Here is a 14,533-nt window from a genome sequence, read left to right on the forward strand (position 1 = left end):
GTAGCCGTCGGCGGGGACCGAGCCCACCAAGCTATGGAGACCACCCAAGTGCCCGACCAGATCACCCAGAACAGCAGCGGCATCCACGTCCCTGCCGGAGCCGGCCCAGCAGTATGGCTCAACGGAGACCTCTACACGAGCAAGCTCGACTCCCGCGACACGCAAGGCCGCCTCACCGTCCTCGAGGCCACCGTCCCGCCCGGAGGCGGGCCACCACGGCACAACCACATCAACGAGGACGAGATCTTCTACGTCCTCGACGGCACCCTCGAGATCACCATCGGCGACGCCGACTACGAAGCCGGACCGGGAAGCCTGGTGTTCGTCCCCCAAGGAGTCATGCACAGCTTCACCAACCGCACCCGCGACTACGCCAAGCAACTCCTTCTCTTCACCCCGGGCGGGTTCGAACGATTCTTCTTCGAGGTCGGACTCACCGCCGAAGCGGGCCGACCCATCCCGGATATCTCCGCCACCGATCAGGATCTCGCCCGCGAAATCGCCGCGAAGTACGGATCCATTCAGGAGGCGCACTAATGCAAGCCAAGCTCTGGCTACTCATGCTCACGCTGCTCGTCGTCACCATGAGCGAGCTGCAGACCGCCGGAATGCTGCCCTACATGGCGCGCGACCTCGAGGTGAGCACCGGCGACATCGGACTACTCGTCTCGGTCTACGCGCTCGGCATGGCCATCGGCGGGCCCCTCCTTGCCATCGCTCTGCGCAAGGGCCCGCCGCGGGGCTCGCTCGTGCTCGTCGTCGCCGCCTACGGCGTCATCGAGACACTGGCCCCGATCATCCACGAATACTGGTGGCTAGCGCTGATCCGACTCCTGACCGGCTGCCTTGCCGGTGCCATGTTCGGACTCTGCGTCTCCTTCGGGGCCCGGCTCGCACCGAGCCCGGACCGAATCGGGCCGAGCATCGCGATCGTCATGAGCGGCCTCATGGTCGGCACCGTCTTCGGCCTGCCCTTGAGCCACTTCATCGCCGAACGGTGGGGATGGCAGGTCAGTTTCTACGCCCTCGGAATCGCCTCCCTCGTCGTCTGCCTCATCGACCGGATCGCACTCCCAGGTCTTCCGGCAGCCGACACCGAATCGGCCTCCCAGGACGCCCGCAATCTCAAGAAGCCAGCACTGTGGTGGAGGTTCATGGTCAGCCTGCTCACCATCGGCGCTACCTACGGGGCATTCTCCTACTTCACGCCACTGCTGGAGCAGAACGCCGGGTTCAGCCCCAATGCAACCACGGTGATTCTCTTCGCCTACGGCCTCTGCACCGTCGTCGGCAACCTCATCGTCGGGAAGTTCGCCGACGACCATGCCGTCGGCGTCCTCCGGCTCGGCCACAGCCTGCTCTTCATCTCCCTGGTGCTCATCTCCCTGTTCAGCGACACCCCGGGCGTGACCCTCACGTTCGTACTCGTCGTCGGTCTCGTCGGCGTCACCATGAACCCGGCCATGATCACCCGCGTCGTCGAAGTCGGCGGCTCCGGGAACCTCGTCTCCACCGTCCACACCGCCGTCATCACCTCCGGCGTGATGGTCGGCACCGCCATCAGCGCAGGAGCCATGGGGATCTTCGGCGAGGACCCTGTCGTCGCGACGTGGACAGGAGCAGTCCTCGCCGTCCTCGCGGCAGGCGTTCTGGCGACCCAATCGACTCGGAAGAAGCAGCCAGCGACTGCCGACGCGGAGATGGCAGACCGGTAGCCAACTCTCTACCCCTACGCAACGAAAGCCGACACACGAACTTAAGGGACCATCACAGTGAGCCACGCGCACCCCACCCGGACAATCCTCATCACCGGAGCTTCCCGGGGAATCGGCAGAGGCATCGTCGATCACTTCGCCGCTCTCGGCTGGAACGTGATCGCCCTCTCGCGGAACCCGAAATCACACGAGCAATGGAACAATGTCCGCCACCTTGCAATCGACGTCACCGACACAGAGAGCGTCACTAGCACCTTCGACACGATCACAGAAATAGCACCCCACATCGATGTCGCCGCCAACTGTGCAGGCATCTTCCAGAAAGGAGACGTGGGGTCGCTCGACCTCACGGAGACAGAAGCGCTACTGAACACCAACGTCACCGGCACGCTGCGATGCATTCAGCACGAGCTCAAACTGATGAGCTCCGGCGGTCTCATCGTCAACTTCGGCTCTGTCATCGGTGGCCACAACGCCCTGCCTGGACTGTCCGCATACGGCGCTTCCAAGGCCGCCGTCGAAGTCATCACAAAGACAGTCGCAAAGGAAGTCGCCCACAAAGGAATCCGAGTCAACGCCCTTTCGCTTGGGGCTATACACACCGACATGGTCTACGAATTCGGCGGAACCAAAACCGAGATCGCGCCCGAGGCAATCCCGCCCCTCGGCCGCATCGGGACGGTGGAAGAAGTTGCCTCAGCCGTCGAATGGCTGGCGAGCGACGGCGGTGGATATGCGACGGGAAGCATCATCATCCTCGACGGAGGTGTAGCTCCATGATGAGCCACGAACAATCGCCCCACACCTCCGTTACGCATAGCTTCGGAGCTATCACTGCTGAGCAGCATTCTTCCAGAGTCATATGGCTGAGAGACGATCCCCACGAGAGGGAATCTCAACCAGCCACGGAACCCTCGACGCCCGAAGACCCCCGGCGAATGGCAAGTCAACCCGTACGCCGATGCCGCTGCAGTCGGGCTACGGCGTGGGCCGGGTCAAGTGGCCCTGCTCCGCGGCTCCGTTACGCGCATGCGGGTGCTCGCCCTGCGGAGAGCACCATCACACACATCACCCATAGCGACGTGACCCCACCCGAACACCCGCAGACGTCATCTCTTTCAATCACGCGGAATGCAGCCTGTTCCTGGCCGCCGGTTGCGCTGTCGCCCCTCACCGCGCCTGTTCACCCCCGCGCTCTCTCCTGTCACTGGCATTGATCGCTCTTCGCCCCATCCACCTACCTTCAAGGAGGAACCCACCATGTCCACCGAGGAACTCTACGACGTCGCCGTCATCGGCTCCGGTCCGGCCGGATCGGTCGCTGCCCGACGCGCCGCGCAACACGGACTGCGCACACTTGTGCTCGAGAAGGAACCATTCCCACGCTTCCACATCGGCGAGTCCCTGCTGCCCTACATGTCTGGTCTGCTCAATCAGCTCGGCCTCCTTGACACCCTCAAGGAAGAGGGGCACACGGTGAAGTACGGTGCGGAGTTCTCCAATGAACACGGCCAGTTCCACCGCGTCTGCTTCGATGACCAGGGTCCCGGCCGCTATCACACCACGTTCCAGGTCGACCGCTCACGGTTCGATGCCTTCCTCCAGGACGCCGCAGTCGCCGCTGGCGCGGAACTGGCCAGTCCTGTGGACGATGTCGACGTCATCCTGGCAGAGGACGCCCAGAACCATCGGGTCACCTTCCGCCAGGACGGACGGGAGCGGACCGTCGACGCCCGCTATGTCATCGACGCCTCCGGACGGGCCGGAGTCATCGCGCACCAGTACGGACTGCGCAAGCCCCTGCAGAAGCTGCGCATGGTCGCTGTCTACCGGCACTATCAAGGCCTGGACGAGGCGACCAACCCTGGGTGGACCGGCGACATCCAGATCGGCAATCACGAGGACGGCTGGGTATGGGCCATCCCGAATGCGCCCGGAGAGCTCAGCGTAGGCGCCGTCATGCGCAAGCAGACGTTGCGTGCTGCCACCGGTCCCCGCGAGGAACTCTTCCAGAAGCATGTCTCTCGCATCCCTCGCATCATGGAACGTCTCGGAGAGGCGACGCCGATCCGCACATCCACGGTGCAGGAATCCGACTTCTGCTACTACGCTGAACAGGTCGTCGGCAACCGGTGGTACATCGTCGGTGATGCGGCCGCCTTCGTTGACCCGGTGTTCTCCGGTGGGGTGTATCTCGCCATGGCCACCGGGCTGCTCGCGGCCAATGAGATCAAGGACGTCCTCGACGCACGTACAACCCCAGAAGAAAGCACCGACAGGTTCACCCGCACGTACAAGACGGGGTACGACACCTACTTCCGGCTCGTTCAAGGCTTCTACGACTACAACTTCGACTTCGGTCGCTTCAAGAGCGAACTGCCCGACCGGGTCGATGACACGTCGGTGTCGCTTCTCCTCGGCGGGGACTTCTGGGGTCTTGCCAACACGTTCTCACACGAACTGCGCAAGAACGACGAGTGGGCCGTGTTCGAGCCCTTCGAACCGTTCTACGGCTGCCCGGCCTATCCCGACCTCGAGCTTGCCGAGCGCGAGGCCTTCATGGCCGCCCAGAAGATGACGGAGCCGGCATGAGCCAGCAGGCCAAACTCCACAGCGATGTGTTAATCGTCGGAGGCGGTACCGCGTCCCTCTTCCTGAGCCGATACCTCTTGAACCATCCACGCCAGCCGACCGTGCAGGTGATCGAACGCGCAGCCTCCGACCAGCGGCGTGCTCAAGGAGTCCTCGTACATCCGATCACTCAGTCACTCATCGAGGACCTTCTCCCGGATCACTCCTGGGGGTGGTCCGGGACCGTGCAGCGCCTCCGAGAGTTCCACGGGCAGACATTGCTTTATGAGCTGGATGCGGGAACGACCGGTAAGGACGCACAACGCCGCTACCCGAGCAACGAACAGCTCGGGGACATCGATCGCGTTCTCCTTAAGGACATCGGAGGCCACCCGCGAGGACAGATCAGGTATCAGGCTGAAGTCACCTCAATCGATCTCACTGAAGACGTATGGCATGTTGACCTCGCCACACCCGAAGGACCGCAGCAGCACACCTCGTCGGTACTGGTTGCCGCGGACGGGCGCGAGTCCACGTTGCGCGACTGGCTGGGCGTGCCCTACGAGCGAGTCGACTTCCCCGGGAAGGTGGATGTCCTCGCGTTTCCCGACCGCCGAGATGACGTTCCAGCCATTTCCATGGTTCTGGGAGCCGGCGGCGCTACCACGGTCGTCGACAACGGAGTCGGTCCCAACACCCTCATCTTCGACATGCGGGCCGATCGCACGCAGCCGCAAACACCGAGCGCCCTTCGCGACGAAGCCGTGGATCGGGCTGCCACCGCGGGATTGTCCATCTCCAACCCTGCCGGCCCTCTCTTCACTACGAGCTTCCGTTCGGCGACAGTGGCCTGTGGCACCTGGCTGGCTCGGCGGGCGCTTGTCTTCGGCGACGCAGCACATGCGATGCACAACCTCGGCGGTCAAGGGTTCAACCTGACGGTCCAGGACGCGGTTGCGCTGGCGCCGGGGATCATCGATCTCATCGATGGTGACGACTCCCGTCTGCGCGCGTACGAAACGTTCCGACTTCCCTACATCACCGAGGTCCAGCGCAGGCAGAACAAGCTCTTCGACGCGTTCGCGGACGATCGCCCAGACGATGTCGGGGAGGGCTGGTTCCAACCGTTGCATCGAAGCTTGGTCGACGGCCAAGACGGGCTGGACTTTTTCCTCGACGGCGCGGTGGAGCAGCGCGATGCATGACGAGACGATGCAGCTGCTCCTGAGCGTCACTGCGGCGTGGCTCATCATCGTCGCCGTCGCGCAGATCTGCGGTCGGCTCGCGCCGCGCATCGGCCAGCCTCCGGTCGTCGGCGAGATGGTCGCCGGTGTTCTGCTCGGGCCCAGCGTGCTCGGAGCATTACTCCCAGACGTCAGCGGATGGGTCTTCAGCGTCGACGTCAAGCCAGTGCTCTACGTGATCGCGATGACCGGGCTGTGCTTCTACATGTTTCTCGTCGGCGTTGAGCACGACCACCAGCCGACGTCGCGGCGGGACGCGGCGACACCAGTCGTCCTTGGCATAGCTGGTGTCATCGTGCCGGTCGGTCTCGGAGCCCTAGCCACCCTGCCCTTCGTCGAAGAATTCCGGCCGGACGGTGTCTCCTCCAGCGTGTTCGTACTCTTCGTGGCCGGCTCTCTGTCGGTGACAGCGTTTCCGATGCTCGCCAGAATTCTCCAGCAACGCCGGATGAACCACACGAGGTTCGGTGCGACAGCAACGCGTGCAGCGGCGATCGACGACGCGCTTGCATGGTGCTTCCTGGCAGTCATTAGTGCCCTCGCCGTTCACGGTTCCGCTGTCGCGGCACTATCAACGATCATCCCAGCCGTGGTGTTCGTCGTCGCCGCTTTCTGGTTGCTGCCGAAGATCTTCCGCAAGCCTATGGAGAACGCCGTCCGCAACGGTCATATCGGTGACGGACTGTTCGTGTCCATCCTGTGTCTCGTACTGGCCGCGGGCTGGTTCACCGACTACATCGGGATCTACTCGGTTTTCGGTGGGTTCATCGCAGGGCTCGCGCTGCCGAAGGTTCCCGGTTTTCCCGCGCTGCTCAACGAGCGTGCCCTGCAGCTCGTGCGCTGCCTCTTCCTGCCGGTCTTCTTCGCCTACTCGGGCCTGAATACCGATCTGGGAACATCGTTCGAGCCCGTCGTTCTCCTGGCACTCGGCATCATGCTCGTCACGGCGTTCCTCTCGAAGGCGCTCGCGTCGATGGCAGTCTTGAAGGCCTTCCGGTGGCCTTGGGGCGAATCTGTGGCGATGAGCGGCCTGATGAATGCTCGCGGCCTGATGATACTGATCTACATCAATATCGGCCTCGGCCTGGGGATTATCGACACGCGACTCTTCTCAGTCCTCGTACTGGTCGCGATCATCACAACGGCGTTGGCCGTGCCGATCTATCGCACTCACTTCAGCGACTCGCGCGAAGCCGACGCACGCATCACCGAGAGGAGCAAAGAGCCCCATGCTGTCAGCCAGTCTTGATTCCGACCTGGGTTATCCCGGCGTCCGGCTCCGCCGCCAACGCGAGCGTGGTTTCCAGCAGCCCAGGGAACCGATCCTTGAGGTCGCCAACCCTCAGATGCACAAAGCAACGCGTTCCCTCCATCCGGGTTCGCGTGATCCCCGCAGAGCGCAGGACCTTCAAGTGATAGCTCAGTGTGCTGGGGGCGATCGGCGCATCCAGCTGCCCCCACGCCCTCTCCTCGCCATCGCTGAGGAGGCGAACCAGGCCCAGGCGAATCGGGTCCGCGAGCGCGTGCAGGACCTCGGGAAGTTTCACCGTCGCTAGGTCCGGATGCGTCGCATGAGCCATGGAGCTAGCGTACACTTTGAAGCATCATTCGACGTTCGACGAACATAGAACATGAAGGAGTTCCCATGACGCAAGACACCCGCAGATCACTGCCCGGGTGGTTGATGCTGCTGTTCATCGCCACCCTCGCCCTCGGTACCGACGAGTTCGTCATCTCCGGGATCCTCCCGGATGTCGCCGGCGACTTCGGTGTGACCGCAGGACGCGCAGGCCTGCTGGTCACGGCCTTTGCACTGGCGTTCTGCCTCGGATCGCCGATCGCTGCCGTCGCCACTGATCGCCTGGACAAGAAGGTGGTCCTCGTCGGCGGTCTGATCGTGTTCGCCATCGCCAATGGGCTGATGGCCGTGGTCGACACGTTCTGGCTTGCGATCGTCCTCCGAATCCTCGCCGGAGTCGCGGCCGGCGCCGTGAGTCCTACTGCCATGGCCATTGCAGGGACACGCGCACCCTCCGGTAGCGAGGGGCGCTACCTCGCCGTGGCAACCGCAGGTCTCACCGTGGCCCTCTTCACCGGTGTTCCCATCGGCACCTGGGTCGGGCAGATGTGGTCGTGGAGAGGCACGTTCATCCTCATCGCCGTCGTCGCACTGATCGTGGCTGTCCTCTCTGCGTTGTTGACGCCGCGTGTGCCCGGAAATGAGCCCACTCCGCTTTCTGTCCGCCTCGGCCCCGTCCGCGACTGGCAGGTACTCTCCCTCGTGCTCGCCATGTTCCTCTGCGGAGCCGGCGGGCTCACCTTCTACAGCTTCCTCGGCACGACCGTCGAACGCGAGCTCGGCGCAGCCCCTGGCAACGTCACCTGGACGCTGCTGCTCGTCGGTGTCGTCGGTGTCGTCGCCGTGTTCGGCGGGGGGTCACTCGCAGATTCCAAGGGGCCGCGAGTCGCTCGTCTCGTCATTGTCGGTGGCCACGCCATCGCGCTGCTCGCCGTCGGCATCTACCTCGCGCTCGGCGGCGGGTTCGGGCTCTGGTTCCTCGTGCTCGTCAGCGTGTGGTCGCTCTTCGCCTGGGCACTGAGCCCGGCCATGCAGGCAAGCATCATCGCAGTCGACCCCCAACGAGCCATGCTCTCCGCCGCGCTCGGCATCAGCGGACTCTACGGCGGCGCCGGTGTCGGCGCAGCCATCGGCGGGGCTCTCATCGACAACCTCGGCGCAGCGTCCATCCCTCTGGTGGCCTCGGCCTTCGTTGCCGCAGCCTGGCTCCTGACCACGCGCAAGGACCGTCCGATTGCGCCCGAGGAGACACCGGCAGCGGCCGGGCCGGATGCCGCAGGGAGCAAGGAGAACTGATGTCCAGCCGCCACCGGCACATCCAACTCCGGATCCGCGATGTGCAGGACCAAGTTGCGGACTCTCGAACTATCGTGCTCGAGCACGCGCATCGTGACTCCACTGATGACTACGCCGCAGGACAGTTCCTCACGCTTCATCTGCCGGTGGGCGCGGAGCGGACGATCTCTCGCAGCTACTCCCTGTCGTCGTGCCCCGTGAGCGACACGTACCCGGCGATCACCATCAAACGCGAGCCCGACGGTGAAGGATCGAACTGGCTCTTCTCACATGCCCGCCCTGGTCTTCTGCTTGACGCGTCACCGGCAAGCGGGAACTTCAAGCTCGACTCCACCACGAGACCGATCCTGCTCTTCGCTGCCGGTGTGGGCGTGACTCCGGTCTTCTCCATCCTCAAGAACGCACTTCGCACCACCGAACGTGGCATCCATCTTCACTACTCCGTGAAGTCACCTGACGAAGCGTTGTTCCTTCCTGAGATCAGGGAGCTGGGCAGCAGGTATTCTCGGCGACTTATGGTCACAATGCATTACACCGAGCGGCATGGGCGCCTCGACTTGGAGCAGGCTGTCGATGTCATTCGCGATCAGACCCAAGCCACCGTCTATGTCTGCGGTCCACCTGCGTATATCGACCTCGTTCGTCGCGCTGCACATGACGCGCATCTTCCGCCGGACCGCTTCGTCACGGAGGCTTTCACCCCTGTTTCCACAATTCCCGCGACAGATTCAGAGCAGCCCGACGCGACCGCCCACGTGACGCTTGGCGGAACCACCCACGTCGTGCCATGGCCACAGGGCAAGCCGCTCGTCGACGCACTATTGGACCACGGGCTCCAAGCACCATTCTCCTGCAGACAAGGAGAGTGCCTCACATGTGAATGCCGCATCACCGGCGGCGAAGGCGAAATGCGACACAACGGGGTCCTGGACGAGGAAGACATCGAGGACGGGTACGCGCTCGCGTGCCAGTTGATCCCCAAAACTGAGGCCGTCCACGTCGAGTTCCCGAGCTGACTGCTGAGATTCGCCGTCCGAGGTCGCGACGCTGCTGATCTGGAACACTGGAAGTCGCGGCCACATTGCTGGGACGGGCCCGCTCGACCAGACTCTTCACGGTGATGCGTCAGCGCCGGCAGATCATAGAGTGCGTCCCGGCCTGTGCTGCGGTCCGTCACGGTGCGGTGCGAAGTCGGTGGGATACGCCTGCGCTGCCCGGGCTCCGCGGAGGGCGGCAGAAGCATACCGATACTCGACGGCCTGCTGAGCGGAGCTGATCTTCTTGGATTCTCCCACGGGCTTCGGGTCGGTGATGCCGTGGCGGTGCCGGTACAAAGCGACCGTGGTGGCGTTCTTCGTCCACAAGGCACGCGCCCGCGGGTCCGCATCTGGCGTGCCGAGGCCCTTGGTCCACGGCTCGCCCTCACTGATTGCGCGGTGGAGAAGTCGGTCCACCGCGGCCTCGATGAGATCTCGCCGCTCAGCAAGCGCGGCGCGCACGTCTTCAGCGATAGGTCCGGGCGGTGTCGGTATGAGTCCAGCGACACGGCGACGGTTCGCGCTTCGGCGAACAGCCTGGTTCAGGGTGGCCCGATCGAGCCACGCGGCCAGTTCTGCGGCCGGGTCCGTGCGGTCATCAGCCGGCGGGATCTCCGGGGCTATCGCGGTCAAGGCCGCGGTGACGTCGTGACCGGTGGCCTCGTGCCGGGCGAGCGCGGCCTCGAGGTATTCGTAGTACGGGCTGGTGAAGACGTCGTCGGCGATTTCGGCGGTGGCAAACGGTGCGACGTCGAGGAGGGCTTCCCACCTCTCGGTCTGGGCTTCCCGGGCGAGGAGGTCGTACTCGTCCAGGAGCGTGGCCAGGGAGGCGTGCTTGTCGGCCTCGACCTGGCGGGTCTCGGTGGCCGAGAGGTCGGCATCGCTGCGGGCGAGCACCCGTGCGAGTTGCTCGAAGCGGGTGAGTTCCTCGGGCGGGTCGAGATGGGGTTCGACCTCGTGCGGGTCCGGCTGGATGATATAGGCATGGTTCTCCCTCATGCCACGGGTCAGGGCGACATAAAGCAACTCGCGCGACGCGGTGTCGGGGTCGACGAGGGTGTGCGCGGTCTCGACGGTCGAGCCCTGGGCGCGATGCACGGTGGAGGCGTAACCGAGCTCGAGATCCTCCCGCACGTAGGCCGCCGGCAACACGAGTCGCTTCCCGCGCGGCCTGTCGCCCTTGCCGAGGCGTCGCACTTCCAGCGCGCCGTCGTCGCGGTGGGCGGTGACCTGCCAGCGGTCACCGTTCTTGACCCACGACTTTCCGGTCGTGAGGCGGCGCTTGTTGCGGCGGGTGACCACGAGATCCCCGACCCCGGCAGTGGTGCCGTCGTGCAACGCCACGCCGGTCTCGTGCACTCGGTGGGCGGCGACGAGGTCGGCTCGGGCGCGGTGGTTGAGCTCGGCGACCATCTCCGCGTTGCCGGCGAGCATGAGCGTGGACAGGCCGGCGTCACGGTCATGCTGCCAGGCGGTGTAGACGGCGTCGAGCATCGCGTCGAGGTCCCCGTCGTGCAGTCGCCGTTCGGTTTCATAGGTGTCGAGGACTGCGCGTTTGCCGTGGCGGAGGTTGCGGGACGCAGTCTTCTCCCAGTCGTGGACGAACCGGCGCACCGTGAACAGTTCCGGCGCGTTCCGCCTGGCGCGCACGAGCATCCCGAACGCTCCGCCCGTCTCCACCGAGGACAGCTGTGCCCAGTCACCGACCAGCACAATCTTTGCCCCGGTCTCGGCTGCATGGGTGGTGAGCCGGTCCAAGGTCAGGGTGCCGGCGAGGGAAGCCTCGTCGACGATCACCAGCTGCCCAGCCCGGAGATCCCACCGGCCCTTGTCGTGTTCGTAGAGGAACTTCGGCACGTTCTCCGCCGTCACTCCGAGGCTCTCGCCGAGGATCTCGGCTGCGGTCGCGGACGGGGCCAGGCCGATTACTGAGTCCTTCCCATACTGGGCGGTCCAGGCCCGATGCAGTCCGCGAAGCGCGGTGGTCTTCCCGGCCCCGGCGGGCCCGACGAGCAGGTCGAGACTCCGCCCGGACGTCGCGATCGCGGTGATGGCCGCCGCCTGGTCCGGAGCGAGCCGGACGCCCTTGACCTTCCGGGAGACATGCCGCTTGACCAGGCGGTCCGGCAGGCGTGGACCGTTCTTTGCCTTCCCGTGTTCAAGGAGGCGGGCTTCGGCGTCGAGGATGTCCTGACTGGTCATCATCACCTGATCGGCGCCCTGGAATCGGTTCGACCCATCCGCCTGCACATACTCCTCTGACACGGCTCGGTCATAGGCCGGGGTCAGCCGCACCGATGCGGACTCGGCCTGCTCGATGATCTGGTCGAGCACCGCAGTGCGCTCGGCAGTAGTGGTGAAGCGGACGCCCATGAGTTGCCGCATGGCTTCGGCGTGCACATGCCAGCGCGCCCATGTCGCACGCCGGTCGGCAACCTCGCGCACGACCACATCCACGATCTCGGCCAGTTGCTTCGTCGCCAAGTCCCCGGCCTGCAACGGTGCCTCGGCGAGCCCGCGCGCAAGGACCTGCTGCGCCCACGTTGTTGCGTCCTCGCCGAGAAGGCCGGTGGCTCGGTCGCGCCAGTCGGCAGTGAGCTCGGCCAGCGAATGCAACTCCTTCTCCGGCCGGGTCTCCAGCGTTGCCTGTTGCCGCAGGCGCGTGATCGTCGTCTTCGACGGGGCATGTCCGTGCTTGGCGACGTACTCCTCGATCAGCCGCTTCGTTGCGGCCGCGATCCCTTCACCGGACCCGCCGGTGGTGCGGCGGGAGAACTCCTCGATCAGCCCGGCGGGCACCCCGTCGATCTCCCACCCGATGGTCCTGTCCTTCCCGCGGTCGACCGACACCCAGTTCACCCCCAACAGGACCGCGGTGTGGTCGGTGAGGAACGCGTTATAGGACGCCGACAAGGCGACCGTGGCCCGGTGCAGGGTCCGCGAGTCCAGCGTCCTCCACCGGCCGTCAATGCCCTGGACCTTGTTCGACACGACCAGGTGGGTGTGGAGCTGAGGGTCGGAGGCGCGGCTGTCGTAGTGATCGAACGCGGTGGCGATCACCCCAGTGATCGGCATACGCGCGATCCCACCCTTGCCCACCCGGGTTGCAGCCACGCGTTGCTCGAGGAGCGCGAGCGTGTCGCGCATTGCCGCATGGTGGGCCTGCACGATCAGTTCCTGGGTCGCTGAGTCTGCAACACCCCAGAGGGCGCTGAGCGACTTCATCGGTGAGAACGTGAGATCGAACCCTGCAACGGCCGTCTTCGGCTTGCGTGCAAGCTCCTCGTCCCGGATCTCGTCGATCGCGTTCTGGCGTTGCATACCATCCAGCGAGGCGTCGAGTTGCTCGATCCGGGCAGCGATCCGTTCGGCCGGCGGGCGCAAACGTGGGAACCGGGAGCCGAGCTTCGCGCCGGTCAGCGGGTGCACGCCCTGCCCGAGCAGCTTTTCCAGCTGCTCCTCGGTGACCGTGTCCCCGTCAGCGAGAGCAGGGCCGCGGCCGGTGTCGAGGCTTTCCAACCCAGAACCCAGCCAGGTGCCCGGCGGGCAGCCGGTCTCGGTGTAATACCGGGTCAGTGGCGTGCCGGTCTCGCGCGTGGCGTCGCCGGTGGCCACGGATTTCATCAGGTACTCGTAGCCGCGCCCGGCCGACATCACTCGGATGGTCATGACCATCGCGCACCGCCTCCCGAGGCGGTCGTGATGGTTGACCGCCTTGACGGTCAGGTGCGCGCCAGCGCACCCCAGCACCCGAGGTGCCAACAGTGTGTGCGGGCTGATCGGGAGACTGCGAGTAGCCGGCCTGCGACTCCACGGCGCTACTCGGCTGGCCCTGTAGATTGAAGAGATGATGCGGACAGAAGGGTGAGCGGCAACGATGCCGTGCTTCGTCTGCGTGGGGAGACACACGGGGCAGCCGTGCGGCTCGGCGAGGAACCTGCTGCGGGCATCAAGCCGCCAGGCTCGTCAGCTCGACCGCGGAGACGTCCTGAGGCACGAGACCGAGGTTCGACAGCGGGTCACCCCCATGGCACCCCGACACCGGGGATGACATCGAGATAATCCACAACGATTCGCGGGATGCTGAGAGTGGCGGATCACGGATGGGAGAAGCAATGAACCTGCCTCACGCAGTCTGGTCGGATGTCTTGATCGTAGGCGGTTCGCTGGTTGGATTGTCTGCGGCGATTGCGTTGGCTCGGTCGGGTCATCACGTCACGGTTCTCGAACGCGCTGGCCGGACTCGCCACGCGATCGGCCCACTTCGCCTCGACGACGACATGCTCCGCAGCGTCATCAACGGAGACGACTATCCTGGTCAAAACACTGCAAGACTTGCGACCCAACCCAGGCGTGACGGCGAGCGGGCTGCGTTCTGGACGGACGTGTACGAACGCCTGGCTTTCGCCGCTGAGTACCAGCAGAATCTGGCCCAGTTTCACGAGACCCAGGTCGTTGAGGTCGGCCAGGACACCGAAACGGCATGGGCCATTACGGACTCGGGAGAGAAGATGCGGGCGCCGATGCTGATCGGTGCCGACGGATCTCGGAGTCTGGTCCGTCGTGCAGTGGCCCCCGAGCACCCTGATGCGTCACCGGCTGGGTACGGCGTCTGGTACGGGACAGCCACGCAGACCGATGTGCAGCACGCTGGTAACCGCCCGAGCGGAGTCGAACTCATGGATCGGGACCGTCAGGTTCTCGTCGGGTTCCCGCTTGACGATCCCTTCGCTGAGCCAGGCGCTGACGAATGGCGTCTCGGCTGGACCTGGTACGGCTCCGCTGGCGACCTCTTTGCCGGGCTACGGGGGTTGCACGGCTCCTTCGATCAAGAGGCGCTGATCGCCGCAAACGTCAACAACGTCCTGCAGGAACGGCTGACCAGCGAAGCCGAGCGAAGATGGCCACCGCTTTGGCAGGCAGCGATCGCCGCGTCGATTCGGGAACAGCGTTTCGGGGCGGTTCCCGTCACTGACTACTGGCCCTTCACAGATGAGTGTGGGTTGGCTGCCGAGATCGGGTCCTCTGGGTGATGCGCAGGATCGGCGTGGTCCTGATGCGCGTTGTGCGCCGAGGATCGCGGGGATGTCA

General features: G+C 64.9%; 11 protein-coding genes. 9 read left to right on the forward strand and 2 right to left on the reverse strand.

Annotated features, from left to right (window positions below):
• Positions 1 to 48 precede the first annotated feature (48 nt).
• From FFS25_RS06080 to FFS25_RS06105, 6 genes are all read left to right on the forward strand, one after another.
• Positions 49 to 537, forward strand: coding sequence for a cupin domain-containing protein (locus FFS25_RS06080; RefSeq protein ID WP_212742722.1), 489 nt, complete (start codon positions 49 to 51; stop codon positions 535 to 537).
• Positions 537 to 1,715, forward strand: a complete 1,179-nt coding sequence (locus FFS25_RS06085; protein WP_137802244.1) for an MFS transporter — start codon at positions 537 to 539, stop codon at positions 1,713 to 1,715. Before FFS25_RS06080 ends, FFS25_RS06085 begins: the two co-directional genes overlap by 1 nt.
• 57 nt (positions 1,716 to 1,772) lie before the next feature.
• Entirely contained in the window at positions 1,773 to 2,495 is a 723-nt protein-coding gene (locus FFS25_RS06090) for an SDR family NAD(P)-dependent oxidoreductase (protein WP_171004109.1), read from the forward strand.
• Positions 2,496 to 2,975: 480 nt separating this feature from the next.
• Positions 2,976 to 4,307, forward strand: coding sequence for an NAD(P)/FAD-dependent oxidoreductase (locus tag FFS25_RS06095; RefSeq protein ID WP_171004110.1), 1,332 nt, complete (start codon positions 2,976 to 2,978; stop codon positions 4,305 to 4,307).
• Positions 4,304 to 5,491: an FAD-dependent oxidoreductase gene (locus FFS25_RS06100; protein ID WP_137802247.1), complete on the forward strand. Its 1,188-nt coding sequence runs from the start codon at positions 4,304 to 4,306 to the stop codon at positions 5,489 to 5,491. The genes FFS25_RS06095 and FFS25_RS06100 overlap by 4 nt, the downstream gene beginning before the upstream one ends.
• Positions 5,484 to 6,779: a cation:proton antiporter gene (locus tag FFS25_RS06105; RefSeq protein ID WP_171004111.1), complete on the forward strand. Its 1,296-nt coding sequence runs from the start codon at positions 5,484 to 5,486 to the stop codon at positions 6,777 to 6,779. Before FFS25_RS06100 ends, FFS25_RS06105 begins: the two co-directional genes overlap by 8 nt.
• Here FFS25_RS06105 and FFS25_RS06110 read toward each other — a convergent pair.
• The gene (locus FFS25_RS06110) at positions 6,766 to 7,110 is read right to left on the reverse strand and encodes an ArsR/SmtB family transcription factor (RefSeq protein ID WP_137802249.1); all 345 of its coding nucleotides are present in this window, start codon (positions 7,108 to 7,110) and stop codon (positions 6,766 to 6,768) included. The genes FFS25_RS06105 and FFS25_RS06110 overlap by 14 nt on opposite strands.
• Positions 7,111 to 7,175: 65 nt before the next feature.
• Between FFS25_RS06110 and FFS25_RS06115 the strand changes: the two genes are divergently transcribed.
• The gene (locus FFS25_RS06115) at positions 7,176 to 8,405 is read left to right on the forward strand and encodes an MFS transporter (RefSeq protein WP_171004112.1); all 1,230 of its coding nucleotides are present in this window, start codon (positions 7,176 to 7,178) and stop codon (positions 8,403 to 8,405) included.
• Positions 8,405 to 9,421, forward strand: coding sequence for an iron-sulfur cluster-binding domain-containing protein (locus FFS25_RS06120; protein WP_137802250.1), 1,017 nt, complete (start codon positions 8,405 to 8,407; stop codon positions 9,419 to 9,421). The genes FFS25_RS06115 and FFS25_RS06120 overlap by 1 nt, the downstream gene beginning before the upstream one ends.
• A 123-nt stretch (positions 9,422 to 9,544) precedes the next feature.
• Here the strand turns inward: FFS25_RS06120 and mobF are convergent, their stop codons facing one another.
• A complete protein-coding gene (gene mobF / locus FFS25_RS06125) occupies positions 9,545 to 13,117 on the reverse strand; it encodes a MobF family relaxase (protein ID WP_249933793.1) in 3,573 nt (1,190 codons plus the stop codon).
• Between the two features lie 428 nt (positions 13,118 to 13,545).
• On the opposite strand from mobF, the gene FFS25_RS06130 reads away from it, so the two are divergent.
• On the forward strand, positions 13,546 to 14,475 hold the full coding sequence (locus FFS25_RS06130) for an FAD-dependent oxidoreductase (RefSeq protein WP_137802251.1): 930 nt from the start codon (positions 13,546 to 13,548) through the stop codon (positions 14,473 to 14,475).
• Positions 14,476 to 14,533: the final 58 nt, after the last annotated feature.

Origin of the sequence: Kocuria sp. 2SI (assembly GCF_005502825.1) — a bacterium.
GTDB lineage: Bacteria > Actinomycetota > Actinomycetes > Actinomycetales > Micrococcaceae > Kocuria > Kocuria palustris.